The sequence below is a fragment of the Pararhodobacter zhoushanensis genome (genome assembly GCF_025949695.1).
Taxonomy (GTDB): Bacteria; Pseudomonadota; Alphaproteobacteria; order Rhodobacterales; family Rhodobacteraceae; genus Pararhodobacter; species Pararhodobacter zhoushanensis_A.
In genome coordinates this window covers 786,521-809,855 of the sequence record NZ_JAPDFL010000001.1, presented here as the reverse complement: position 1 = coordinate 809,855, position 23,335 = coordinate 786,521, and the positions used below count along the sequence as shown (strand labels likewise).

Here is a 23,335-nt window from a genome sequence, read left to right as displayed (position 1 = left end):
ATTTTCAGCAAGATGAAAGCGCGCGGTCAGGTTTCCAGCCAGTCGAGCACCGTTGCGATCTCGTGCGTCTCCTGCCGCGGCGGCAGGCTGGGACGGTCGATCATCAGCACCGGCAGGCCGAGCACGCGCGCGGCGTCGAGTTTCGAGACCGAGCCGGTGCCGCCAGCGTTCTTGGAGACGACAAGGTCGATGGCGTGGGCCCGCATCAGCTGTTCGTCGGCTTGGGCGCTGAACGGGCCGCGATCCACGACGATGGTGTGATGGGGCAGCGGCGGTGTTTCGCCCGGCTCATCGACCAGACGCAACAGATAATGATGCTGGGGCTGGGGCGCAAAGTCGGCAAGGTGCATGCGGCCGATAGCGAGCATGACGTTTCGCGGCCGACCGCCGAGCGCGGCGACCGCCGCCGCCATATCCGGCACGCGCTGCCAGGTGTCGCCGGGGCCGGGCTGCCATGCCGGGCGGGTCAGGGCGATCAGCGGCACGCCGGTCTGCGCGCAGGCCTGCACCGCGTTGCCGCTCATCTGCGCGGCGAAGGGATGGGTGGCGTCGACCACATGGGTGATGGCATTGTCCTGCAGATAGGCGACCAGCCCGGGCACGCCGCCAAAGCCGCCGATGCGCACCGGGATCGGCTGCGGTTTGGGCCGCTCGACCCGGCCCATATAGGACAAAACCGCGTCATGGCCCGCACCGGCCAGTGCGGCAGCAAGGGCGCTGGCCTCGGTCGTGCCTCCAAGGACGAGGATTTTCGGCATGGCTGAGGCTCCGTGGATGACCATCGTGGGTTTGGGTGAAGATGGCCTTGCCGGGCTGACGGATGCAACCCGTGCCGCGCTTGAGGGCGCCGAGATTGTCACCGGCGCGGCGCGTCATCTGGCGCTGTTGCCGGGGCTGACCGCTGAAACGCGGGTCTGGCCGGTGCCCTTTGCTGACGGAATCGCGCCCTTGCTGGCGTTGCGCGGGCGGCGGGTGGTGATGCTGGCCTCGGGCGATCCGTTCTGGTTTGGCGCGGGGACAGTGCTGACCCGCGCGCTGGAGCCGGGCGAGTGGGTGGCGCATCCCGGCCCGTCCTGCTTTGCGCTGGCAGCGGCGCGACTGGGCTGGGCGCTGGAGAGCACGACGGTGCTGGGACTGCACGCGGCACCCTTGGCGCGGTTGCGGCCTGTGCTGGCGCCGGGGGCACGGGTGCTGGTGACGCTGCGGGACGGGGCGGCGGTGGCCGGGTTGGCGGCGTATCTGGATGGCGCGGGGTTCGGCGCGAGCGTGCTGCAGGTGCTGGAGGCGCTGGGCGGGCCGCAGGAGCGGGTGCGGCGGGTGACAGCCGGGGTATATGCGCTGACGGATGTGCGGCATCCGGTTGTGGTGGGGATCGAGGTTGCCGGGGACGGCGCGGTGCTGGGGCTGGCCTCTGGCCGTGCCGATGACTGGTTCGCGCATGACGGGCAGATCACCAAGCGGCCCGTGCGGGCGCTGGCCCTGTCGGCGCTGGCACCGCGCGCCGGGGAGTTGTTGTGGGATATTGGCGCAGGGTCGGGGTCCATCGGGATCGAGTGGTTGCTGAGCCATCCCTCGACGCAGGCCATCGGGTTCGAGGGCAGCCCTGAGCGCGCCGCGCGGGCGCGGGAGAATGCGCTCGCGCTGGGGGTGGAGCGGCTGAAGATCGTCGAGGGCCGCGCGCCCGAGGTTTTGCGCGGGCAGCCTCTGCCGGAGGCGGTGTTCATCGGCGGCGGGCTGTCGCAGGCATTGCTGGAGGCGCTGTTCGCGCAACTGCCGGCGGGCACGCGGCTGGTGGCGCATGCGGTGACGCTGGAATCCGAGGTGTTGCTGGCGCAGGGACAGGCGGCGAAAGGCGGGTCGCTGCTGAGGGTCGAACTGGCCGAGGCGGCGGCACTGGGCACCCGCCGGGGCTGGAAATCGGCCTATCCCATCGTGCAGTGGAGCGTCACGCTGTGATCGTCGCGGGGTTCGGCTTCACCTCGAAAGCGACACTGGCCTCGCTGCAGGCCGCGCTTGCGGCGACGGGGCAACAGCCGCAGGCGCTGGCGACGCTGGCGGACAAGGCCCCCACTCTCAAAGCACTGGCCGACCGTCTGAACCTGCCGCTGATCCCCGTCTCTGGCCCGCTGCCCGAGACCGAAACCCACGCCCCCGCCAGCCTTGCCGCGCGCCAGACCGGCAGCGTCGCCGAGGCCTGCGCGCTTGCCGCCGCCGGGCCGGGGGCGTATCTGCTGACCGCCCGCGTGATCTCTGCCGACCGGCTGGCAACCTGCGCCATCGCGAAAGGACCAAACCCATGACCGTTCACTTCGTCGGCGCCGGACCGGGCGCGCCCGATCTGCTCACCCTGCGCGGCCGCGATATCATCGCGGCCAGTCCGGTGTGCCTGTATGCGGGCTCGCTGGTGCCTGAGGCGATCCTGAGCCACTGCCCGGCGGGCGCGCGGATCGTGAATACCGCGCCCTTGTCGCTGGATCAGATCATGGACGAGATCAGCGCGGCGCATGCCGAGGGGCTGGACGTGGTGCGCCTGCATTCCGGTGATCTGTCGGTCTGGTCGGCGATGGGCGAACAGCTCAGGCGGCTCAAGGCGCTGGGCATTCCGTTTACCGTGACGCCGGGGGTGCCGTCCTTCGCCGCCGCCGCGGCGGCACTGGGCACCGAACTGACCCTGCCCGGCATCGCGCAATCGCTGGTGCTGACCCGCACGCCGGGCCGCGCCAGCGCCATGCCCGAGGGCGAGACGCTGACCAACTTCGCCGCAACCGGCGCGACGCTGGCCATTCACCTCTCGATCCATAACCTTGCACAGACGGTGGCCGATCTGACGCCGGGCTATGGCGCGGACTGTCCGGTGGCGGTGGTCTGGCGGGCCAGCTGGCCGGAACAACGCATCCTGCGCGGGACGTTGGAAACCATCGAGGCGCTGGTGGCGGGGTCGATGGAACGTACGGCGTTGATCTTGGTGGGCCCGGCGCTGGCTGGGGAAGGCTTTGCGGAAAGCAGCCTTTATGCGAGCGAATACGACCGCCGTTTCCGCCCGCAAAGCGCCGATTCGGTCTATGCGGACAGCAAGGAATGAGCGTGCCGGGACTGATGATCTCGGCCCCCGCCTCGGGCACCGGCAAGACCACGGTCATGCTGGGCCTGCTGCGCGCGCTCACCGAGGACGGGCTGAGCGTGCAGCCGTTCAAATCCGGCCCTGACTACATCGATCCTGCGTTCCACCGCGCGGCTTGCGGGCGGGCGTCGTTCAATCTGGATACGTGGTCGATGGGGCCGGGGCTGTTCGACGCCATCGCGGCCGAGGCGGCGGGGGCGGATATCGTTGTCGCTGAAGGCTCGATGGGGCTTTACGACGGCGTGGCCTTTGCCGGGGCGACGGGGCACGGGTCCAGCGCCGAGACGGCGCGGCGGATGGGCTGGCCGGTGGTGCTGGTGATCGACGTGTCGGGGCAGGCGCAGAGCGCGGCGGCGACGGCGCTGGGATTTGCGAATTATGCGCCCGATCTGCCCTTTGCGGGGGTGATCCTGAACAGGGTTGCCTCGCCCCGGCACGAGCGGCTGGCGCGGCTGGGGATGGAAGCGGCAGGCATCACGGTGCTGGGCGTCTTGCCCCGGCGCGGCGATCTGAAACTGCCTGAGCGGCATCTGGGGCTGGTGCAGGCGGTGGAACACCCCGATTTGGACCGCGCGATTGCGGATTATGCCGCGTTCCTGCGCGAGAATGTCGATCTGGGCGCGATCCGGGCGGCGGCGGCAGGTGGGGCGGCAGGTGGGATGAAATCCCACCCTACGGGGTTGCGCCTTGCGCCGCCGGCGCAGCGGATCGCGCTGGCGCAGGATGCAGCGTTTTCCTTTGCCTATCCGCATCAGGTCGAGGGTTGGCGGCGCGCGGGGGCCGAGATCCTGCCGTTCTCGCCGCTGGCGGATGAGGCCCCCGACAGCAGCGCGGATCTGGTCTGGCTGCCGGGTGGCTATCCTGAGCTGCACGCCGGCGTGTTGGCTGGCGCTGAGCGGTTCCGCACTGCCCTGCGCGCGCATGCCGAAACCCGCCCCGTGCATGGCGAATGCGGGGGGTATATGGCGCTGGGTGAGGGGTTGGTGGACAAGGCGGGCACGCGGCACCGGATGGCCGGGCTGTTGGGGCTGGTCACCAGCTATGAGACGCGCAAGATGCATCTGGGTTATCGCCGCGCGGTGCTGACGGCGGATATGCCGGGGTTCGCGGCGGGGGCGGTTCTGCGGGGGCACGAGTTCCATTACTCGACGATTCTGGAGCAACCGGATGCGCCGCTTGCCGCCGTTACCGATGCCGAGGGCGCGGCGGTGCCGGAGACGGGATCGCGGCGCGGGCGGGTGACGGGGACCTTCTTTCACCTGATCGCGCAGGACGGGGTGTAAGAAAAAGATGCGTATTGTCAGCAAGATGAAAGGGCGGGGATGAGCGGGTTCGTGTCCTTTGTCGGGTCGGGGCCGGGCGATCCTGAGTTGTTGACCGTGAAGGCGGTGAACCGGATAAAAGCCGCCGAGGCGATCTTGTTTGATGACCTGTCTGCAGGGGCGATTCTGGAGCTGGCGAACCCGGCGGCCGAACTGGTCGCGGTGGGCAAGCGGGCGGGCCGCCCCTCGCCCAAGCAGGACCATGTCAGCCGATTGTTGGTCGATTACGCGCAAGGCGGCGCGCGGGTGGTGCGGCTGAAATCGGGCGATCCGGGGATTTTCGGGCGGCTTGAGGAAGAGATCACCGCGCTGCGGGCGGCGGGGATCGGGTTCGAGATCATTCCCGGCATCACCTCGGCCTCGGCGGCGGCGGCAGCGGCGGGCATCCCGCTGACCCGGCGGCTGGAGGCGCGGCGGGTGCAGTATGTGACCGGGCATGATGTGACCGGGGGGCTGCCCGAGGGGCTCAACCTTGCTGCGCTGGCCGATCCGCAGGCGACCACCGTGGTCTTCATGCCCAAGCGCACCTTCGCGAGGCTGGCCGGGATGCTTCTGGCGGCAGGCCTGCCCGGCGACACCCCTGCCCTGCTGGCGGAAAATGTCAGCCACCCCGACCAGCGCCTGACCCGCTCGACCGTGGCCGGGCTGGCGGCGGTGCTCGAGCAGGCCGACGCGCGTGCGCCGGGGTTGATCCTGTACGGGCCGCTGTCGGAATGAAGGTCACCCTGTGCCACACCTGCGCTTTGGGGCGCGGGGGCTTTGCGCCAAGGCTGGCACAGGCGCTGGACGCGGCAGGCGTCGCCGCCGAGGTGACCACGGTCGAGTGCCTCTCGGGCTGCACGCGCCCGTCCTCGGTGGCATTTCGCGCGCCCGGCAAGACGGCCTATCTGTTCGGCGATCTGACCGAGGCAGACCTCGATGACCTCACCCGCTTCGCCCAGCTCTACGCCCGGTCCCCCGACGGGCAGTTCGCCGATGCCCGCCCGCTGGGCGCTCTGCGCTTCAAGGCGCTGGCCCGCATCCCCGGATAGCGACACCAATCCCCCAAACGTCGCGAACGGCTGCCGCAGTGCCGCGATCCGCCTTGACCGCGAGGGCCTCTTCCGGCAATTGTGAACGCGTCAGGTGCCCCGCCTTGGGGCTGAAACGGGAACGGGGTGAAATGCCCCGGCCGCCCCCGCGACTGTCAGCGACGAGCTGGCTGCCATCATGCCACTGTTCCATCCGGGACGGGAAGGCGGCAGTCCGCAGCGACCCGCGAGCCAGGAGACCGGCCCGACACGCGAGAACTGGAAATCGCCGTCGGAGGGACGGCAAGGAGAGCAAACATGACCACGACGACCCAAACCAAGACCCAATCGCTGCTGGCCCCGATCCTTGGCATGGCGGTGATCGGTCTGACTGTGCTGCTGGCCGTGGGCCACGCGCAATCGGCGACCCTGCATGACGCGGCGCATGACATGCGTCACGCCACCGGCTTCCCCTGCCACTGAACAGCGCCGCCAACAATGTTTCAAAAAATGATGACCGGCGCGTTGATCGCCGGTATTGCGGCGGGGCTGCTTGCAGCCGTGCTGCATTTCGCGTTTGTCCAAAGCTATATCCTGCTGGGCGAACAATATGAAACCGGCGAGCTGGTGCATTTCCAGACGCCTGCCGATCACGCCACCGAGGATCATGCCGCCGCCGACCAGCATGATCACGGCAGCCACGAGCATGGCGATGAGCCGAGCGTGCTGCAGCGCAATGCGCTGACGGTGGGCTTCACGGTGCTGCTCTATGTCGCCTACGGCATGCTGCTGACCGCTGGTTTCGCCATCGCGTCGCAGTTCGGCCGCAAGATCACCGCGACCGAAGGGGCGCTCTGGGGTCTGGCCGGGTTTGTCGCGTTCCAGATGGCGCCGGGCATGGGGCTGGCCCCCGAGCTGCCGGGCAGCGCTGCTGCGGATCTGACCGCGCGCCAGATCTGGTGGTGGAGCACGGTTGTCGCCACCGGCGGCGGGCTGGCCTTGCTGGCTTACGGGCGCAGCATCCTGACCGTCGTGGCCGGGATCGTGTTGCTGGCCCTGCCGCATGTCATCGGCGCGCCGCTGCTGGATGCCTATTACGGCTATGCCCCGACCGAAGTCGGCGCGATCTTCTCGTCGCGCGTGCTGGGCGTTGGTCTGGCGGTCTGGGTTGTGCTGGGCTGGCTGGCCGGGCGGCAATGGGACCGTGGCGCGGCAGCATGATCGCGCTGGATCTGATCGGCATCGGCACCGGCAACCCTGATCACGTCACTTTGGCGGCGATCCGGGCGATGTCGCAAGCCGATCTGATCCTTCTGCCCCGCAAGGGCGATGAGAAAAGCGATCTGGCGGACCTGCGCCGCCAGATCTGCGCGACCCACCTGAGCGACCTGTCGCGCGTGGTCGAGTTCGACCTGCCGCTGCGCGACGCCAAGACCGCCTATCTCGATGCGGTCAACGACTGGCATGACGCCATCGCCGCCTGCTGGAAAGCCACGATCGACGCGCATCTGCCGGGTGGCGGGCGCGTGGCGCTGCTGGTCTGGGGCGATCCGTCCCTTTACGATTCCACCCTGCGCATCGCGGCCCGGCTGGGGATCACGCCGCGCGTGGTGCCGGGCGTGACCTCGCTCTCGGTGCTGACGGCGGCGCATGCCATCCCGCTCAACGACCTCGGCGCGCCGGTGGTGATCACCACCGGGCGACGGCTGCGCGACGCGGGCTGGCCGGCGGACGCGGATGCCGTGGCGGTGATGCTGGATGCGGGCGGGGCGTTCTCAACGCTGGACCCGCAGGGGGTGACGATCTGGTGGGGTGCCTATCTGGGCATGCCGCATGAGGCGCTGATCCACGGGCCGCTGGCCGAGGTCGCGCAGCAGATCCTCGACACCCGCGCCGCACTCAGGGCACAGCACGGGTGGATCATGGACATCTACCTGCTGCACCGCTGACCCCGCCTATCGCAAGATCCGCGCGGCCATGCCCGGCGAGACCCGGTTGACCACCCGCAGCAGTTTCGTGCGCTCGACCCAGATCTCGCGCTTGCCTGCCGCGATCCCCGCCAGAACCGCGCGCGCCGCCGCCTCGGGCGAGAGTTTTCGCAAGGGATCGCCAAGCGACAGCGTGGTGTCGACCAGCGTCATGATCGCCTCGCTCACTTGAATGCCGCGCCGCGCATCGTCCAACTGATAGCGCAGCGCCTTGGTGAAGGCGCGCAAACCGGCCTTGGTGGCGCAATAGGTCGCAGCCTCAGCTGTCGGCTGGATCGCCAGCCCCGAGGTGACGTTGCAGATCACCGCACCCGGCGGCAGATGCGGCAGCATCGCCACACACAGGCTGATGGGCGCGGTCAGATTGATCGCCACCTCGCGCCGGATCGCGGCGGCATGGGCGGGGTCGGTGGTGGTGTAGCGGGTGTGCTCCATCACGGCGGCGTTGTTGATCAGGACCGAGCAGTCGGGATGCGAACGCGCCACCCACGCGGCCACCGCTTCGGCCGCGCCCGGCTCGGCCAGATCGACAGCAAAGCTGTCAAACCCCGGCACCGGCTGGCGCGCCACTGCCAGCACCTGCGCACCGGCCTCGGCCAATTGCGCGGCCATCGCCCGCCCGATCCCGCGCGACGCGCCGGTCAGCAACACGACCTTTCCCGCGAAAACCATCACGCGGCCTCGGGGGCATAGCGGCGAAAACCGTCTTCAAGGGCGGGCACGATCGCGACCAGCTCGAAATAGGGCACGCTGAGCAGCGCCGAATCGCGCAGCCGGTCGATGGCGCGGGACCAGCCGGGCAGATCGGCGGTCTCGACCATCAAGACATCCGAGCACTGGGTGCCGAACGCCTCGGCATCGAAGAACCGCACCGGGCCAAGCCCGGCGAGGCCAGTTGCCGCCAGCACCTCGGCCCCCAGCGCATTGCGCTGATCGCGGGGAAGGGCCAGCCATTCGGGACGGGCGCGGAGCAGAAGGAAGAACGTCAGGGTCATCAGCTTGTCCTCTCATCGGATGAAAGGCAGAATGTGAGCAATCTTTCAGCTTTCCAACTCGCATCCCATGACCGCCCCAACCCCGCGAAAATCCCCTCGCCAACACCGCGCGCAAGCCACCTGCGCCGCGATCCTTGAAGCCACGGCTCGCATTCTGGAAAGCGCGGGGCCCGAGTCCCTGACCACGAATCGCATCGCCGAGCGGGCGGGCGTCTCTATCGGCTCGCTGTACCAGTACTACCCCGACAAACAGGCGATCCTTGCCGAACTGGTCCGCGCCCAGCGCGCCGCGTTGCTGGCGGATCTGAACGCGGCAGCGCTGCTGGCCGAGGGGCTGGACCTGCGCGCCACGGTGCCGCTGCTGATCGCGGCCTCGCTCAAGCACCACGCGCACCGCCCTTTGCTGGCGCAGCGGCTGGAGGCGGCGGAAAAGACACTGGCGCTGGATGCGGAAACCGCCGCGCTCAAGGCGCAGATCGACGCGCTGGTGGTGAAAGTGCTGGCGCAACGCGGCGTCGCGGACCCGCGACAAGCGGCGTTCGATCTGGCGGCGATGGTGAACGGCTGGGCCGATGCGGCGGTGATGGCGGGCGACAGCGACACCGTGGCGCTGGCCGCGCGGATGACGCGCGCCGCCAACGGCTATCTCGGACTGGTGCCCGGATCGGTGCGCTGAAGCGCACCCTACACGGCTTGGGGTAGGGTGCGCTTCAGCGCACCGCTGTCACGCAAAATGGGACACGCAAAACGGGGCCAAGCAAAACGGGGGCAGTCGCCCGCCCCCGTCCTATCGCCTTCAACCCGGCTCGCTTACATCGGCGGGCGCAGCGCGTCGGGGATGTCCATCCCGATCTCTTCGTAATAGCGCAGCGCGCCCGGATGCAGCGGCAGGTTCAGCGCGTCCAGCGCATGGTCCAGCTGGATCGCGCGCAGCCACGGTGCCGAGGAACCCATGCCCTCGACCCCTTCCCAGAAGGCCTTGGTCATCGCATAAACCGCCTCCGCATCGACATGCTCGCCTGCGCCGATGCCGACGATCGAACCGGGGACCGTCACCGCTTCGGTGTTGACCTGCCCGTCGCCATAGATCCCCGCCGGGATCTCGACCAGCACACCGCCCGGACGGTTCATGATCGCCTGCACCCCCGGCATCGCCAGTTGTTCAGCCGTCAGGCCCAGAAAGCGGATGTCGCGGGTCAGCGCCATCTGCTGGATCACCGGCGAGGGGGCCAGCGTCGAGTTGATGTAAACGTCGATCCGCCCGTCCTGAAACGCCTGCGCGGCGGCGTCCCACCCCAGCTGCACCTGATCATAGTCGGTGCCCGCGACCAGCCCGGTCGCCGCCTCGACGGTGCGCTGCATGATCGCCGTTGCGCCGCCGCCCGGCGGGCCGAGGAAGACGGAATGCCCGCGCAGATCATCCAGCGACTCGATGCCGGAATCCGCGTAGGTGGTGATGTGATACGGCCCCAGCGGGAAAGCCAGCACGGCGCGCAGATGCGTCGACAGCTCGGCCGCCTGCGGGATGTTGGCGTACATCGCCTGACCACCGATCATCAGCTGGTGCACGCTGGCCGACCACATGAAGAAGTCGAGCTGCCCCGCGCCTGCTTCCAGCGCGTGCTGGGTCGCGGCACCCGTGGCATTGACCTGAACCTCGACATCCGGCAGCGCATCGTTGACGATCTGCGCGAAGGTGCTCATCACCAGATAGGGCGACGAGCCGGGGCCAAGCGTTGCCAGACGGAAATATTCCTGCGCCTGAGCGGGTCCGGCAAGGGCAGCCAGCCCCAGCGCGAAACCGGCAATCGTGTGTCTCAGTTTCATCGTCAGTTCTCCCAGTTGCGCGGGCCTCCCGCCCGCTTTCTCCGTCAGGCCGCCACGGGTCTTTCGCGGCGGATCGTATCGTGTGCCACCAGCGCCAGCGTCAGCGCCGTCGCCCCCAGCTCGACCCAGATATCGGGCACCAGCATGCTGAACCCCAGCGCCAGCCGCAGCGCGCGTTGCGCCATGCCCAGCCGGGCCGAGGACACGCCGGTGAACCCGGTCGAGAACATCCAGATCGCCAGCGACAGCCGCAGGCAGATCCAGCCAAAGCTCACCCAGTCAAAGCCGATGACCAGCGACAGCGACGGGTTGTAGACCAGCGCGAAGGGGATCACGAAGCCGATCAGCGCCACGCGGCAGGCGTCGATCCCGATCAGCACGGGATTGGCCCGTGCGATGGGTGCCGCCGCAAAAGCGGCAATCGCCACCGGTGGTGTGATCGCGCTGAGCACACCGTAATAGACCACGAACAGGTGGGCGATCAGCATCGGCACGCCCATGTGCTCGATCGCCGGCCCCATCACCAGAATGACGATCAGATAGGCTGGCACCGTCGGCATCCCCATGCCCAGCACCAGCGATCCCAGCATCATCATCACCAGCGCCAGAAACAGCGAATCCCCCGCGATGACCCGGATCACACCGGCAAAGCGCAGGCCCAGCCCGGTCATGTTCATCACACCGATCACGATGCCGATGGACGCCACCGCAACGAGGATCTGCGCCGACGCCTGACCCCCTTGCCGCAACGCCTCGAGCAGCATCATCGGCTTGCGGCGCAGCTCGGGGTTCAGGATAAAGCCCAGCACCACAGCAATCGGCACGGCCAGAAACCCGGCCATCGCGGCAGACCGCCCGGACAACAGTACCGTCACCATCACCGCCAGCGGGATGACAAAGCACAAGGCCATCCACCAGTCGCTCCGCTCGATCCTGGGGATTTCGGATTTCGGCAAGGGCTCGATCCCCCGGCGCACGGCTTCCAGATGCACGGCCACGAAGAGCGAGACGTAATAGAACAGCGCGGGCAACAACGCCGCGATACAGATGGTCAGATAGGGAATCCCCGTCACATCCGACATGATGAAGGCCACAGCCCCCATGATCGGCGGCATGAACTGCCCGCCTGCACTGGCCGCCGCCTCAACCCCGCCCGCATAGCGCGGCGGAAAGCCCCGGCGGATGATCATCGGAATGGTCATCACCCCGGTGCCCACCACGTTGCCGCTGACCGACCCGGACATGGTGCCAAAGACGCCACTGGCGGCAATCGCCGCATGCGCCGGGCCACCGCGGAATCGCCCGGTGGCGGCAAAGGCGAATTTCAGCAAAACCGGCCCGGCACCGATGCCCTCCAGCAGGGCACCAAAGACGATATAGACCAGAATCAGCGTCACCACGACCGACAGCGGCCCGCCGAACACCCCGTCGAACGAATACCAGACGACCTGCATCACCTGCTGCAACGAGTAACCGCCATGGCGGAAAATCCACGGCAGGCTGTCGCCATACAGCGCATAGCCCAGCGTCAGCAGACACACGATAACCAGCGGCAAGCCAAAGGCCCGGCGCGTCGCCTCAAGCAACACGATCAGGCCAATGACGCCCACCCAGATATCTTGCTTGGAAAAGAAATACAGACCGGTTTCCAGCGCTGTGCCGATCTCGAAATAACGCGTGACCGACAGCGCCAGACCGGCGAGCAGGGCAATATCCAGCGCCCACAGCCAACGGCCCCATTTCGGGCCGTCAAACCGGACGGCGGCCACCGTTACGGTCGCGATGGCTGCCGCCAACGCATAGGTTCCGACGCGCAACAGCGTCTCGTTGAAACTGCCGAATCCCGCAACCCAGATGCCGATAAGCGCCAAAACAATGGCCCCCACCGCCTGAACGGCGATCACGACCGTGCGCAGCGGCCTGCGCGCCGTGGTGTCTGACATGGAAACTCCTCCTGCCCTGATCATAGGCACAGCCCCCCTCGCGCCCCAACTCGTTTCGTGGCAAGTTTCACACTGTGGCACAGCGGGTCGGAGGAGCAGCGCGCATGGTCAAGCAGATCGAATCGCTCGGGCGCGGACTCAGGGTGCTGGGCATCCTCGAAGGCGGCGGGGCCTATTCGCTGACCGATCTTGCTCAGCGCACCGAGTTGCCGAAATCCACCCTGCTGCGCATGCTCGAGACCCTGCGCACCGGCGGCTTTGCCCGGCGGCGGCGGACCGACGGACATTGGCAGGCCAGCCTCAGCCGCTTCAACGGCGGCGACCCGCGCAGCGATATTCTGGCCGATACCGTCGCCCCGGTGCTGGACGAACTCTGCGGCAAGATCGCCTGGCCCTCCGACGTGGGCATCTATGACAAGGGCGGCATCCGCGTGCTGGAAAGCTCGCGCCGCCTGTCGCCCTTTGTCGTCAACCGCGACGTTGTCGCCCGGCATATCCATGTGCTGCCCTCGGCGATGGGCCGCGCGATTCTGGCCTGGAGCAGCCCTGCCCGGCTGGACGAGATCCTGGCAGAACTGTCGCACAACAGCGCCCGCCCCGAGAGCATGGCCCGCGACCGCGCCGCCGTTCAGGCCCTGATCGACGAGACCCGCGCGCGCGGCTATGCAACCCGCCAATACGGCTATTTCGTCACCGCCCCCAGCGAGGCCAAGGTGATGGCGATGGCCGTGCCGGTGATGGTCTTCGGCGAACCGATCGCGGCGATCAACGTCGTCTGGATCGGCACCGCGATGAGCGAAGAAGACTTCGCGCGCCTCCATCTGTCGCGCCTGCGCGACGCTGCCAGCTCCATCGCCGTCAAGATGGGCGACGGCACCCGCTAAGCTGGGCGGCCTGTCGCTGGGGTAGGGTGCGCTTCAGCGCACCGGCGGTTGCGGGTGATTCGGCGGCGCGGCGCATTTGGCCGCGCCTCCCCTCTGCAATCCGATAACCACCGCCGTTTCTGGCGGATGATCTGGCGAGATTTCCGGCGCTTGGCGACCGGGGGCAACCGATTCTTGCGCGACAGGCGTCAAAGCGCGCTCAAAGCCTCCGCCTGAAGAATCACACGTTTCCAATGTGCTAACCGCAAAACCCCGCGTTGTTATCCGATAACACCCCCCGGTTATCGCCCCTCAGCCCGGTGATTTTGTCTGACCGCCCCGATCCGCCCCATGTTGGGTTCATCGGAAGCGCACCACCGGCCCACAGCGGCCAGCGCCCCCCGGGACCACTCAGACGAACGACCACACCAGACACCCATTCAACCGGCCAAGCGCCACAGATTACCGGAGACCCCCATCATGTTCGCCAAGACCTTTAAAACCGTCGCCCTGATCGCCGTCATCGCCGCCACCGCAGCCCCCGCCCTTGCCACCGGCAGCCGCGTCCATGTCGAGCAATACGGCTGGAACAACCAGATCGGTGGCGGCCAGGGTGGCCGTGGCCAGCGCCTGACCGTGATCCAGAACGGCGGCGCCAACCTGTCGATCAACACCCAGGACGGCCGCCGCAACGAGGCCGCTGTCGGCCAGACCGGCTATTACAACTCGGTCGACACCGACCAGTATGGCCGCCGCAACGTCGTCGGCGTCAGCCAGATGGGCAACAACAACGACGCCACCGTCGGCCAGTACGGCAACCGCAACGTCGCCGCCGTCGTGCAGATCGGCAACGGCCATTCGACCTCGGTGCAGCAGCACGGCTCGAACAACGTCGCCGCCATCGTTCAGTACTGACCTCTCTCGCGGGGGGCAGCGCGCCCCCGCATCCCGCCTTTTCGCCACAGGAGTTTCCCATGCGCCCTTTCAGCACCAGCCACCGTGGCCCCGCCATTTTCCTGGGCCTGAGCCTCGCCGGCTTTGCCGCCGCCTGTTCCTCGGCTTCGGCCACCGCGGATACCGCCAATGGCCCGCTGCGCTGCGAGATCGCGCTCAGCGCCTTGCCCGGCGGCACCCAGATCGGCGGCACCGTGCTCTCGCCGACCCCGATCAGCGGCACCTACGAGATGGCGATCACCAGCCGCTCATCCGGCGGCCGCGCCACCATCCGCCAGTCGGGCGATTTCACCGCCCCGGCCCATGTCCGCACCCCGCTGGGCGAGACCGAGCTGACCGGCTCCCCCGCCAGCCACAGCGTCGATCTCGAAATCCGCGTCAACGGCCGCCGGCTCACCTGCGCCGATCCCAGCCTCTGACGCGGCACCGGTGGCCGGGCGACCCCCGGACCCTTTGGCCCGCGCCCAGCCACCGGATTTTGACGACCCCTGACGTTTCATCGACCGCTTTTCACCCCTCAGACTTTCCTCGCCCCCAATTTTCACCCCTCCTCTGCCAAGGAACCCCGCCATGACCGCTTTCCTCCCCAAACTCGCCCTCGCAGCCGCCCTCGCCACCTCGGCCACCCTGCCCATCGCCACCCCGGCCGAGGCCTCGGGCTCGCTCTCGATCAACGTCGCCCCCTCGAACCAGCAGGAAGCCAACCTCTTGCGCCTCGGCCTCGCCGCCTATGCCCTGCACCGCGACGTCCGCGCCAACGGCCATGTCACCCAGCACGGCGTCAACAACGCCGCCGGCATCGCCCAAGGCGCCACCGATCAGGCGATCATCCATCAGGAAGGCGCAGGCCACACCGGCACGATCTCGCAACAGGGCGGCAACAACGCCTACGGCCTCTTCCAGTTCGGCCAGAACACCAACGCCGCCGTCGCCCAGAACGGCGGACAAACCGGCCTGACACTCCAATTCGGCTGGTAATCGCAACCCCCTCCCGGCCGGGTGGCGCGGGCGGTCCTTCGGGGCCGCCCGTTGCCTTTGGCGCGTCCCCGGTGCATGTCGGGGAAAACGGAGGGAGCCATGCAAGGCAAAAGCTGTTGCGCACCATCGGGCAGGGGCACTGTCCCCGCCGCCCCGGCCCTGACCCGGCGTGCCTCGGATGAGCTCAAAGCGCTGGTGGCCGCCACGCTGGTCCCGCTCAAGGGCGGCTTCTTCGAGATGGGCGCCGCCAGAGGCCGCTACCCCGATGACCGCGACAGCCCACCGCGCCGGGTCTGGCTCTCGCCCTTCTCGATCGCGCGCACCAGCGTCACCAACGAGCTTTTTGCTGCCTTCGTTGCCGAGTCCGGCTACCGCACCACGGCGGAAACCGAAGGCTGGTCCTTCGTCTTCCACCTGTTCCTCGCCGACCCCGCCGGATACCGCGAGTTCCCGGTGCAAACCCCGTGGTGGCGCGCCGTCGCCGGGGCAACCTGGGCCGCGCCCGAAGGGCCGGGCAGCGACTGGCACGACCGCGCCACCCACCCCGCCGTGCATCTGAGCTGGTTTGACGCGCAGGCGCTGGCCGAATTCACCGGCACCCGCCTGCCGACCGAGGCCGAATGGGAATTCGCCGCGCGCGGCGGGCTGAAGGGCAAGCGCTATCCCTGGGGCAATGACCTCGTTCCCGCCTCAGGCCATCGCCACAACATCTGGCAGGGGGACTTCCCCCACACCAACACCGCCGATGATGGCTTTACCGGCACCTGCCCCGCCGATCACTACGCGCCCAATGGCTACGGGATCCACAACATGACCGGCAATGTCTGGGACTGGACGGCCAGCTGGTTCGGCGACCTGCCGCACGCCGCCGCCCTGCCACCGCGCGATCCGCAGGGACCGGCCCAAGGCCCGGGCCGGGTGATTCGCGGCGGTTCGTACCTGTGCCACGCCAGCTATTGCGAGCGGTATCAGACCCATTCGCGCAGCCACAACACCCCCGACAGCACCACCGGCCATACCGGCGCACGTCTGGCGCTCTGACCCTTCATCTTGCCCAAAATACGCAAAAAAGAGGGGGCCAAACGCGGCCCCCTCTCACATTCATGCGGCTGATCCGCCTCAGGCGATCTCAAACTTCAGCGGGCGCACCTGACGGAACATGCCGGTCTGGTTCAGCGTATCGACCACCTTGGGATCAATCGCCTCATCCAGATACAACAGCGCAATCGCTTCCTCGCCCGAACCCGACCGACCCAGCGTGAAGTTGGCGATGTTGACGCCGTTCTTGCCCATGGTCATGCCCAGCAGACCGATGATGCCCGGCACGTCCTCGTTCGTGGTGTAGAGCATGTGCTCGCCGATCTCGGCGTCGATGTTGATGCCCTTGATCTGGATGAAGCGCGGCTTGCCATCCGAGAACACCGTGCCCGCCAGCGAGCGTTCGCGCTTGTCAGTGACAATGGTGATCTTGATGTAGCCCGCGAAGCTGCCCGACTTCTCCTGATGCGTGGTCGAGATCTGGATGCCACGCTCGCGCGCGACGATCGGGGCCGAGACCATGTTCACATCGGGGTTCGAGAATTTCATCACGCCCGAGATCACCGCACAATCCAGCGCCTTGAGGTTCATCTCGGCGGCGGTGCCGTCATAAAGCACGTTGATCGCGCGGATCGGCTCTTCGGTCAGCTGCCCGGCGAAAGTGCCCAGATGCTTGGCCAGCGCGATCCACGGGCCCATGACGGCGGCTTCCTCGGCGGTGACCGAGGGCATGTTCAGCGCGTTCTGCACGGCGCCGGTCAGCAGGTAATCCGACATCTGTTCGGCAACCTGCAGCGCGACGTTTTCCTGCGCTTCGGTGGTCGAGGCACCCAGGTGCGGGGTGCAGACCACATTGGGCAGGTTGAACAGCGGGCTCTCGGTGGCGGGCTCGACGGCGAAGACGTCCAGCGCAGCGCCCGCGATATGGCCTGCGGTCAGCATCTCGGCCAGCGCGTCCTCGTCGATCAGACCACCACGGGCGCAGTTGACGATGCGCACGCCTTTCTTGGTCTTGGCAAGGTTCTCACGCGACAGGATGTTGCGGGTCTTGTCGGTCATCGGCACGTGAAGGGTGATGAAATCAGCCCGCGCCAGCAGTTCGTCCAGCTCGACCTTGGTCACGCCCAGTTGCTTGGCACGCTCTTCCGACAGGAAGGGGTCATAGGCGATGACCTTCATTTTCAGGCCAACGGCGCGGTCGCAGACGATGCCGCCGATGTTGCCCGCACCGATCACGCCCAGCGTCTTGTTGAACAGCTCGACCCCCATGAACTTGGCCTTTTCCCACTTGCCGGCATGGGTCGATGCATTGGCTTCGGGGATCTGACGCGCCACGGCGAACATCATCGCGATTGCGTGCTCGGCGGTGGTGATCGAGTTGCCGAAGGGCGTGTTCATCACGATGATGCCCTTTTTCGACGCGGCGGGAATATCCACGTTGTCGACGCCGATCCCGGCGCGGGCGATGACTTTCAGATTGGTCGCAGCGGCGATGATCTTTTCGGTGACCTTGGTCGCCGAGCGGATGGCAAGACCGTCATACTGACCGATGATTTCGGCCAGCTTGTCTTTGTCCTTGCCCAGTTTGGGCTGGAAATCGACATCGATGCCGCGATCGCGGAAGATCTGGACGGCGGATTCGGACAGGGCGTCGGAAACGAGAACGCGGGGGGCCATGAGGGGGCTCCTGAAATCTGGGGTAAGGTGGGGTTGAACCCCACCTTACGGGCGGGGCTCTGTAGGGTGGGGTTGAACCCCACCCTTGTGATGTCAGGCGGCCAGCGCCGCGATCTCGGCCTCGAAGGCCCATTCAAGCCACGGCATCAGCGCGGCCACATCGGCGGTTTCCACCGTCGAACCACACCAGATCCGCAGACCCGCCGGGGCATCGCGATACGCGCCGATATCCAGCGCCACGCCTTCCTTCTCCAGCCGTTTGGCAACGGCTTTGGCGAAGGCAGCGCCATCGGTGATGCGCGCATCGGTGAACTTCAGGCAGACCGAGGTGGTCGAGGCAATCGCCATGTCCTCGGCCAGATTGGCGATCCAGGGCTTCGCAGCGACGAAATCATGGATCACCTGCGCATTGGCCTCGGCCCGTGCGATCAGCGCCTTGCGGCCGCCCAGCGACTGCGCCCATTTCAGCGCCACGAGGTAATCCTCGACCGCCAGCATCGAGGGCGTGTTGATGGTCTCGCCCTTGAAGATGCCCTCGATCAGCTTGCCGCCCTTGGTCATGCGGAAGATCTTCGGCAGCGGCCAGGCGGGGGTGTAGCTTTCCAGCCGTTCCACCGCGCGCGGGCTCAGGATCAGCACGCCATGCGCACCCTCACCGCCCAGCACTTTCTGCCAGCTGAAGGTCACCACATCGAGCTTGTCGAAGGGCAGCTCCATCGCGAAAGCGGCGCTGGTGGCGTCGCAGATGGTCAGGCCCGCTCGGTCCGCCGGGATCGCATCGCCGTTGGGCAGACGCGCACCCGAGGTGGTGCCGTTCCACGTGAACACGACGTCCTTGTCGAAATCGACGGTGGTCAGGTCGACGATCTGGCCATACGGGGCTTTCTTGACCACCGCGTCCAGTTTCAGCTGCTTGACCACATCGGTCACCCAGCCTTCGCCAAAGCTTTCCCAGGCGAGCATCTCGACCGGGCGCGCACCCAGCAGCGACCACATCGCCATCTCGACAGCGCCGGTGTCCGAACCCGGCACGATGCCGATGCGGTAGTCGGCGGGCACGCCCAGAACCTCGCGGGTCAGGTCGATGGCCTCGGCCAGCTTGGACTTGCCCACCGCAGCGCGGTGCGAACGGCCCAGCGGCGCGTCAGCAAGCATGTCCAGCGAAAAATTGGGGATCTTGGCGCAGGGGCCAGAAGAAAAACGCGGATTTGCCGGCCGCGTGGCCGGGGTGGTCATGGTAGACATAGTACCCTTCCAGATAGATGCCTCTCGTTGGGGAGAGGTGTCCCGCTGCAGGGCATAGCCGCGACACCCCCGGTTCCACAAGCGGGAAAATCGCGGCCGCGCGCCCGCCCCTGACGATTCCTCACCCCCGCTGTTCCCGATCGGAAACCTGCGCATCGCGCGCGGGAAACCGCACAGACACTGGCATCAACGCCGCATTCGTGTTTAACCGCCCCCGTGTTTTGCTTGCACGAAAAGGGCCCCACGCCGCCATGTTCACCGCCACGCTGCTGACCTCACCCACCGCTCCGACCCTTGAACCCGCGCTGGCCGATTCGCTGCGCAATGCCTGGGGCGGCGGCACGCTGCGCTGGCTGAACCCCGGTATCGCCGCCGAGTTCGAGGTCGCCACCCTGCCCGCCAGCCGGTGGGAAGCCTGGGACCAGCTGCAATCCATGGGCGTGGACCTGTGCGTGCAAGACAGCGCCAATCGCCGCAAGGCGATGCTGCTGGCCGATATGGACTCAACCATGATCGAGCAGGAATGCATCGACGAGCTGGCCGACATGGCCGGTGTCGGCGCGCATGTCGCGGGCATCACCGCGCGGGCGATGAACGGCGAGCTGGATTTCGAGGCGGCGCTGAACGAGCGGGTCGGGCTGCTGAAAGACCTGCCCGTCACCGTCATCGAACAGGTGCTGGCCGAACGCATCACCTACATGCCCGGCGGCAAGGTGCTGATCGCCACGATGAAAGCGCATGGCGGCCACGCCGCGCTGGTGTCGGGCGGGTTCACCGCCTTCACGCAGAAAGTCGCGGCCGCCCTCGGCTTTGACGAAAACCGCGCCAACACGCTGCTGGAAGCCGATGGCAAACTGACCGGCACGGTCGCGATGCCGATCCTTGGCAAACAGGCCAAGGTCGACGCGCTGATCGAGATCACCGACCGGCTGGGCCTCACCCCCGCGGATGTCATCGCGGTGGGCGACGGGGCCAATGATCTGGGCATGCTGCATCTGGCGGGCGCGGGCGTTGCGCTGCACGCCAAGCCCTCGGTCGCGGCGCAATGCGAGTTGCGGGTGAATCACGGCGATCTCACCGCGCTGCTGTATCTTCAGGGTTACGCTGTGAGCGATTTCGCGGCAGTCTGAGCCAGCGCCGATCGAGGCGTCGGACGTGGGGGTTTTGCACCCCCACACCCCCGCAGCGTATTTTTGGCAAGATGAAAGGGCGCGGAGTCGCCCTGCAGGGAGGGTGAGCATGGCTCAGGAGAGCATCGTCATCGGCGGGGGCGGCGAAGCCTATGCAACGCCCGAGGCACTGTTGCTGAAATACGGCAACCGTCACGGGCTGATCGCGGGCGCCACCGGCACCGGCAAGACGATCACCATGCAGATCATGGCCGAGGAATTCAGCCGCGCCGGGGTGCCGGTGTTTCTGACCGACATCAAGGGCGACGTCGGCGGCATGGCCGTGGCCGGAACGCCGCGCGACGCCTTCCAGCGCCGCGCCGATACCATCGGGCTTGGTACGCTGAACTACGGCGCGATGCCGGTGACCTTCTGGGATCTGTTCGGCCAGAACGGCCACCCGGTGCGCACCACCATGGCCGATATGGGGCCCTTGCTGCTGAGCCGCATTCTGGAGCTGACCGAGGCGCAGGAAGGGGTGATCAACGTCGCCTTCCGCATGGCCGATGAAGAGGGCTGGCCGCTGCTGGACCTGCCCGACCTGCGCGCGATGCTGCAGTTTCTGGGCGACAACCGGCAGGATGTTTCGGCGAAATACGGCAATGTCACCACCGCCAGCATCGGCGCGATCCAGCGCCGCTTGCTGGTGTTGGAAAATCAGGGCGCGGCCAGCTTCTTTGGCGAACCGGCGCTGGACATCCACGACCTGATGCAGGTCACCGCGCAGGGGCAAGGCCAGGTCAACATCCTGCACGCCGAGCGCCTGATGACCACGCCGCGGCTCTATGCGACCTTCATGCTCTGGCTGTTGTCCGAGCTGTTCGAGGAACTGCCCGAGGTGGGCGATTCCGACCAGCCCAAGCTGGTGTTCTTTTTCGACGAGGCGCATTTGCTGTTCTCTGGCGCCCCCCGCGCGCTGATCGAAAAGGTCGAGCAGGTGGCGCGGCTGATCCGCTCGAAGGGGGTGGGCGTGTATTTCATCACCCAGAACCCCGATGACGTGCCCGAAACGATCCTGTCGCAGCTGGGCAACCGCGTGCAACACGCCCTGCGCGCCTTTACCGCGCGCGACCAGCAGGCGCTGCGCCGCGCCGCGCAGACCTACCGTACCAACCCGCGCTTTGACACCGAGGTGGCGATCCGTGAGGTCGGCGTGGGCGAAGCCGTGACCTCGTTCCTTGAGGCCAAAGGCATCCCCGGCATGGTCGAGCGCACGCTGATCCGCCCGCCCGCCTCGGCGATGGGGCCCTGTGATGACGCCGTGCGCCGTCAGATCATCGCCGCCTCACCGATGGGGCGGAAATACGACACGATGATCGACCGCGATTCGGCGCAGGAAATGCTCGCGCGCCGGGCCGAGGCCGCTGCGCGGCAGGCCGAAGGGTTCGAGGCGCGCGGCAAAGACGACGAGGAAACCGAGGAGCGCTATTCCCGCGCCCGGCGCTACCAGCCGCCGGGCAGCATTCGCAACCGCCGCGACGAGGGGGACGACACGCCGCGCAGCCCGTCCCGCTCGACCGGGCGCAGCACCAGCCGGTCCTCGCGCAGCGATTCGGTGGTCGAGGCCTTCACCAAATCCATGGCCCGGTCTATCGGCACCCGCGCCGGCACTGCCATCGTGCGCGGTGTTCTGGGCGGATTGTTCCGGGGGCGGTAACGCCCCTGCCCCCTCACCTTGTCGCAAATACGCGAGACCCCCGATGAAAACCCACGCCCCCATCCCCATCCTGCGCAGCTTTGACGAAACCAGAGCGCGGGAGTTCTACCTTGGTTTTCTGGGGTTCGAGGTCGTCTTCGAGCACCGGTTCGACGCCGATGCGCCGCTCTATCTGGGCCTGCGCATGGGCGACTGCGTGGTGCACCTGTCCGAGCATTACGGCGATGCCAGCCCCGGCGCCGCCCTTCGGATCGAGGTGGACGACGTTGACGCCTATTGCCGCGTGCTGAACGCCAAGGGCTACCGCAACGCGCGACCCGGTGTCACCGAACAGCCTTGGGGCAGCCGCGACATGGCGATCAGCGACCCGTTCGGCAACCGGCTGGTGTTCTGCACGACGCTGGCGTGAAAGCGGGGGTGGCGTGAAAGCGGGAAAATCGTTAAGACTTCGCGAATACGGGCCCGCAAGCCTTTGAAAACAGACGCAGCGGAAGTTGTCCCATCGTGGGACATCACCCCTGCGGCGACATCGCCTTCCTTTGGCGGGAACGTTCCAGCCCCAGTTGACGCTCGCGCCAGATGATCAGGATCCCCGCCGACACCACGATGGTCGCGCCGATCAGCATCGTCTTCGTCGGCACCTCGCCGAAGACCCAGTACCCGATCGCCAGCGCCATCAGCATCGAGGCATAGTCGAAAGGCGCGATCAGCGACGCATCGGCCTCGCGGTAGCTGGAGGTGAGGAAGATCTGCCCGACCCCGCCGACCAGCCCGATCAGCACCAAGAGCCCCGCCTCACCCGGTGAGGGCAGCACCCAGCCATAGGGGATGGTCAGCAACGACAGCCCAGCCGAGGTGACCGAGAACCAGAAGACGATGGCCGAGGTCTGCTCGGTCGCCACCAGCTTGCGCACCGTCACCTGCGCCAGCGCCGCGCAGACCGCCCCGGTCAGCGCCAGCATCGCGCCCAGCGCCTGCCCGTCGCTCAGATCCGTGCCGACAGACAAGCGCGGCGAGAGCACGATCATCACCCCGGCAAGCCCGGCGAAAACGGCGGTCAGCCGGAACACGCGGACCTCTTCGCCCAGAAACATGGACGCAAAGATCACCACCAGCAGCGGGGCGGCATAGCCGATGGCCGTCACCTCGGGCAGCGGCAGAAAGGCCAGCGCGGCAAATCCCATGCCCATCGCGCAGGTGCCCACCAGCCCGCGCCAGAAATGCCCCAGCGGGCGCGAGGCCTTGAGTCCGGTGCGCAATTCTCTCCGGTAAGCCAGCCATCCCAGAATCACCGGCAACGCAAAAGCCGAGCGGAAAAAGACCGTTTCGCCCGGAGGAATGTCATCGGACAGCGACTTGACCATGCTCGACATCGCGATGAACATCGTGACCGCGATCAATTTATACAGGATGCCGCGGATCGGGCGCATGGGCTCTCCTAGGTCGTGAACAGGTTTACTATCACATCTTGGCAAAGGCGCAGGAAGTGCAAAATTCCCTCTGGACACCGCCCGCGCCCTCGCCTAATTAACGGCCACCCAGAAGGCA

At 67.2% G+C, this 23,335-nt stretch carries 26 protein-coding genes and 1 riboswitch; of the genes, 18 read left to right on the top strand and 8 right to left on the bottom strand.

The window, feature by feature from the left end; all coding sequences use genetic code 11:
• Nucleotides 1–26: 26 nt before the first annotated feature.
• On the bottom strand, nucleotides 27–758 hold the full coding sequence (locus OKW52_RS04060) for a cobalt-precorrin-6A reductase (RefSeq protein ID WP_264504570.1): 732 nt from the start codon (nucleotides 756–758) through the stop codon (nucleotides 27–29).
• On the opposite strand from OKW52_RS04060, the gene cbiE reads away from it, so the two are divergent.
• The 9 genes from cbiE to cobF all read left to right on the top strand — a co-directional run bounded on the left by cbiE (nucleotide 757) and on the right by cobF (nucleotide 7,402).
• Entirely contained in the window at nucleotides 757–1,956 is a 1,200-nt protein-coding gene (gene cbiE, locus OKW52_RS04055; protein ID WP_264504569.1) for a precorrin-6y C5,15-methyltransferase (decarboxylating) subunit CbiE, read from the top strand. The two genes, OKW52_RS04060 and cbiE, sit on opposite strands and share 2 nt — an antisense overlap.
• Entirely contained in the window at nucleotides 1,953–2,300 is a 348-nt protein-coding gene (locus OKW52_RS04050) for a cobalamin biosynthesis protein (RefSeq protein ID WP_264504568.1), read from the top strand. Before cbiE ends, OKW52_RS04050 begins: the two co-directional genes overlap by 4 nt.
• Complete coding sequence (gene cobM / locus OKW52_RS04045; protein ID WP_264504567.1) at nucleotides 2,297–3,082, top strand: precorrin-4 C(11)-methyltransferase; 786 nt, start codon at nucleotides 2,297–2,299, stop codon at nucleotides 3,080–3,082. Before OKW52_RS04050 ends, cobM begins: the two co-directional genes overlap by 4 nt.
• Complete coding sequence (locus tag OKW52_RS04040; RefSeq protein WP_264504566.1) at nucleotides 3,079–4,404, top strand: cobyrinate a,c-diamide synthase; 1,326 nt, start codon at nucleotides 3,079–3,081, stop codon at nucleotides 4,402–4,404. The genes cobM and OKW52_RS04040 overlap by 4 nt, the downstream gene beginning before the upstream one ends.
• Before the next feature lie 39 nt (nucleotides 4,405–4,443).
• Nucleotides 4,444–5,160, top strand: a complete 717-nt coding sequence (gene cobA / locus OKW52_RS04035; protein WP_264504565.1) for a uroporphyrinogen-III C-methyltransferase — start codon at nucleotides 4,444–4,446, stop codon at nucleotides 5,158–5,160.
• The gene (locus tag OKW52_RS04030) at nucleotides 5,157–5,474 is read left to right on the top strand and encodes a DUF1636 domain-containing protein (RefSeq protein ID WP_264504564.1); all 318 of its coding nucleotides are present in this window, start codon (nucleotides 5,157–5,159) and stop codon (nucleotides 5,472–5,474) included. The genes cobA and OKW52_RS04030 overlap by 4 nt, the downstream gene beginning before the upstream one ends.
• A gap of 75 nt (nucleotides 5,475–5,549) precedes the next feature.
• Nucleotides 5,550–5,736: riboswitch (cobalamin riboswitch) on the top strand.
• Nucleotides 5,737–5,771: 35 nt separating this feature from the next.
• Nucleotides 5,772–5,936: a CbtB domain-containing protein gene (locus OKW52_RS04025; RefSeq protein WP_127110750.1), complete on the top strand. Its 165-nt coding sequence runs from the start codon at nucleotides 5,772–5,774 to the stop codon at nucleotides 5,934–5,936.
• A 15-nt stretch (nucleotides 5,937–5,951) separates the two neighbouring features.
• On the top strand, nucleotides 5,952–6,674 hold the full coding sequence (locus tag OKW52_RS04020) for a CbtA family protein (RefSeq protein WP_406622186.1): 723 nt from the start codon (nucleotides 5,952–5,954) through the stop codon (nucleotides 6,672–6,674).
• Entirely contained in the window at nucleotides 6,671–7,402 is a 732-nt protein-coding gene (cobF, locus tag OKW52_RS04015) for a precorrin-6A synthase (deacetylating) (protein WP_264504562.1), read from the top strand. Before OKW52_RS04020 ends, cobF begins: the two co-directional genes overlap by 4 nt.
• A 6-nt stretch (nucleotides 7,403–7,408) precedes the next feature.
• Here the strand turns inward: cobF and OKW52_RS04010 are convergent, their stop codons facing one another.
• Both OKW52_RS04010 and OKW52_RS04005 read right to left on the bottom strand, forming a co-directional pair.
• Nucleotides 7,409–8,113 (bottom strand): SDR family NAD(P)-dependent oxidoreductase, encoded by a 705-nt coding sequence (locus OKW52_RS04010; protein WP_264504561.1) that lies wholly within the window; start codon nucleotides 8,111–8,113, stop codon nucleotides 7,409–7,411.
• Nucleotides 8,113–8,436 carry a darcynin family protein gene (locus OKW52_RS04005; RefSeq protein WP_264504560.1) on the bottom strand — a complete coding sequence of 108 codons (324 nt, stop codon included), beginning with the start codon at nucleotides 8,434–8,436 and terminating at the stop codon, nucleotides 8,113–8,115. The genes OKW52_RS04010 and OKW52_RS04005 overlap by 1 nt, the downstream gene beginning before the upstream one ends.
• Nucleotides 8,437–8,503: 67 nt before the next feature.
• Here OKW52_RS04005 and OKW52_RS04000 point away from each other — a divergent pair, with 67 nt between their 5' ends.
• On the top strand, nucleotides 8,504–9,112 hold the full coding sequence (locus tag OKW52_RS04000) for a TetR/AcrR family transcriptional regulator (protein ID WP_264504559.1): 609 nt from the start codon (nucleotides 8,504–8,506) through the stop codon (nucleotides 9,110–9,112).
• 134 nt (nucleotides 9,113–9,246) lie between these two features.
• On the opposite strand, the gene OKW52_RS03995 is transcribed toward OKW52_RS04000, so the two are convergent.
• Nucleotides 9,247–10,263, bottom strand: coding sequence for a TAXI family TRAP transporter solute-binding subunit (locus OKW52_RS03995; protein ID WP_264504558.1), 1,017 nt, complete (start codon nucleotides 10,261–10,263; stop codon nucleotides 9,247–9,249).
• A gap of 44 nt (nucleotides 10,264–10,307) precedes the next feature.
• Nucleotides 10,308–12,206, bottom strand: a complete 1,899-nt coding sequence (locus tag OKW52_RS03990) for a TRAP transporter permease (RefSeq protein WP_264504557.1) — start codon at nucleotides 12,204–12,206, stop codon at nucleotides 10,308–10,310.
• Between the two features lie 104 nt (nucleotides 12,207–12,310).
• Here OKW52_RS03990 and OKW52_RS03985 point away from each other — a divergent pair, with 104 nt between their 5' ends.
• The 5 genes from OKW52_RS03985 (at nucleotide 12,311) to OKW52_RS03965 (ending at nucleotide 16,042) form a co-directional block, all read left to right on the top strand.
• A complete protein-coding gene (locus OKW52_RS03985; protein WP_264504556.1) occupies nucleotides 12,311–13,090 on the top strand; it encodes a helix-turn-helix domain-containing protein in 780 nt (259 codons plus the stop codon).
• Between the two features lie 459 nt (nucleotides 13,091–13,549).
• Complete coding sequence (locus OKW52_RS03980) at nucleotides 13,550–13,984, top strand: hypothetical protein (RefSeq protein WP_264504555.1); 435 nt, start codon at nucleotides 13,550–13,552, stop codon at nucleotides 13,982–13,984.
• A 59-nt stretch (nucleotides 13,985–14,043) separates the two neighbouring features.
• Nucleotides 14,044–14,442 carry a curli-like amyloid fiber formation chaperone CsgH gene (gene csgH / locus OKW52_RS03975; protein ID WP_264504554.1) on the top strand — a complete coding sequence of 133 codons (399 nt, stop codon included), beginning with the start codon at nucleotides 14,044–14,046 and terminating at the stop codon, nucleotides 14,440–14,442.
• A gap of 151 nt (nucleotides 14,443–14,593) precedes the next feature.
• The gene (locus OKW52_RS03970) at nucleotides 14,594–15,001 is read left to right on the top strand and encodes a hypothetical protein (protein ID WP_264504553.1); all 408 of its coding nucleotides are present in this window, start codon (nucleotides 14,594–14,596) and stop codon (nucleotides 14,999–15,001) included.
• A 99-nt stretch (nucleotides 15,002–15,100) separates the two neighbouring features.
• A complete protein-coding gene (locus OKW52_RS03965; protein WP_264504552.1) occupies nucleotides 15,101–16,042 on the top strand; it encodes a formylglycine-generating enzyme family protein in 942 nt (313 codons plus the stop codon).
• Between the two features lie 78 nt (nucleotides 16,043–16,120).
• On the opposite strand, the gene serA is transcribed toward OKW52_RS03965, so the two are convergent.
• Together serA and OKW52_RS03955 are read right to left on the bottom strand one after the other, a co-directional pair.
• The gene (serA, locus tag OKW52_RS03960) at nucleotides 16,121–17,716 is read right to left on the bottom strand and encodes a phosphoglycerate dehydrogenase (protein ID WP_264504551.1); all 1,596 of its coding nucleotides are present in this window, start codon (nucleotides 17,714–17,716) and stop codon (nucleotides 16,121–16,123) included.
• 93 nt (nucleotides 17,717–17,809) lie between these two features.
• Entirely contained in the window at nucleotides 17,810–18,961 is a 1,152-nt protein-coding gene (locus tag OKW52_RS03955; protein WP_264504550.1) for a phosphoserine transaminase, read from the bottom strand.
• Nucleotides 18,962–19,212: 251 nt separating this feature from the next.
• Between OKW52_RS03955 and serB the strand changes: the two genes are divergently transcribed.
• The 3 genes from serB (at nucleotide 19,213) to OKW52_RS03940 (ending at nucleotide 22,196) form a co-directional block, all read left to right on the top strand.
• Nucleotides 19,213–20,091 (top strand): phosphoserine phosphatase SerB, encoded by an 879-nt coding sequence (gene serB, locus OKW52_RS03950; protein WP_264504549.1) that lies wholly within the window; start codon nucleotides 19,213–19,215, stop codon nucleotides 20,089–20,091.
• Nucleotides 20,092–20,200: 109 nt separating this feature from the next.
• Nucleotides 20,201–21,787: a DUF853 domain-containing protein gene (locus OKW52_RS03945; RefSeq protein ID WP_264504548.1), complete on the top strand. Its 1,587-nt coding sequence runs from the start codon at nucleotides 20,201–20,203 to the stop codon at nucleotides 21,785–21,787.
• Nucleotides 21,788–21,830: 43 nt separating this feature from the next.
• Nucleotides 21,831–22,196, top strand: a complete 366-nt coding sequence (locus OKW52_RS03940; protein ID WP_264504547.1) for a VOC family protein — start codon at nucleotides 21,831–21,833, stop codon at nucleotides 22,194–22,196.
• A gap of 103 nt (nucleotides 22,197–22,299) precedes the next feature.
• Here the strand turns inward: OKW52_RS03940 and OKW52_RS03935 are convergent, their stop codons facing one another.
• Nucleotides 22,300–23,217, bottom strand: coding sequence for a DMT family transporter (locus tag OKW52_RS03935; RefSeq protein ID WP_264504546.1), 918 nt, complete (start codon nucleotides 23,215–23,217; stop codon nucleotides 22,300–22,302).
• Nucleotides 23,218–23,335 lie beyond the last annotated feature (118 nt).